Below are 836 nucleotides of genomic sequence, written 5' to 3'. Positions count from 1 at the left end.
CGGCAACCTCATGAACCCGGCGCGCATTGCGCGCTTGCCGGCCAGCGGCCGGCACTACCGGGATCCGCCCCGGGAACCGATCAGATCGGGTTCTTGTCCAGGAACGCGCGGATTTCCGGCACCAGCACTTCGTGCTTGTCTTCCAGCACGTAATGCCCGGCATCCTCGAAGGCATGCACCTGGGCCTGCGGCAGCGCGGCCTGGAAGCCCTTCAGGAAGTGGTGGTCGAACACGAAGTCGCGCAGGCCCCAGCCGAGGAAGGCCGGGCGGTCCGCGAACGACGGCAGCGCTTTGCCGGCACGCTCCAGCAGCGACCAGGCCTTGTCGGCCGGCGACAGCGGGATGTCCTGCATGAAACGGATGGTGCTGATGCGGTTGGCGTAGTTGTTGTACGGCGACACGTATGCGCGGCGCACATCGGCCGGCATCTTCCGCTCCACACCCAGCCACGAGGCACCGGACGAGAACGCGTTGAAGGTGCGGATGATCCACTCGCCGATCTTCCAGTGCCGGCCCAGCGCGATCTGCCACGGCATCTTCTTCGCTGCCGGCATCGGGAACGCGGCGGTGTTGAGCACCACCAGGCGCTTCACCTGGTCGTGGTGCGACAGCGCCCAGCCGAAGCCGATCATGCCGCCCCAGTCGTGCACGGCCAGTGTCACCGGACCGGTGATGCCCAGGTGCTTCAGCAGCGCATCAAGGTCGTCCACGCGCGACTGCAGCGTGTACTCGTAGCGGCTGTCATCGGGCTTGTCCGACAGGCCCATGCCGATGTGATCCGGCACGATGCAGCGGTACGTGTCCGACAGGCCGGCCACCAGCGTGCGCCAGTAATA

Annotated in this window: 1 protein-coding gene; it reads right to left on the bottom strand. The window is 66.6% G+C overall.

Annotated elements, in window-relative coordinates:
- Positions 1 to 80 precede the first annotated feature (80 nt).
- On the bottom strand, positions 81 to 836 hold a 756-nt coding region (locus tag V3B25_RS22320), incomplete at its 5' end, for an alpha/beta fold hydrolase (protein ID WP_329811563.1).

Source organism: Stenotrophomonas sp. SMYL8, from assembly GCF_036320065.1.
GTDB classification, from domain to species: domain Bacteria; phylum Pseudomonadota; class Gammaproteobacteria; order Xanthomonadales; family Xanthomonadaceae; genus Stenotrophomonas; species Stenotrophomonas maltophilia_A.
The sequence above is the reverse complement of the archived record's forward strand: the minus strand, read 5'-3'. Positions and strand labels throughout refer to the sequence as shown.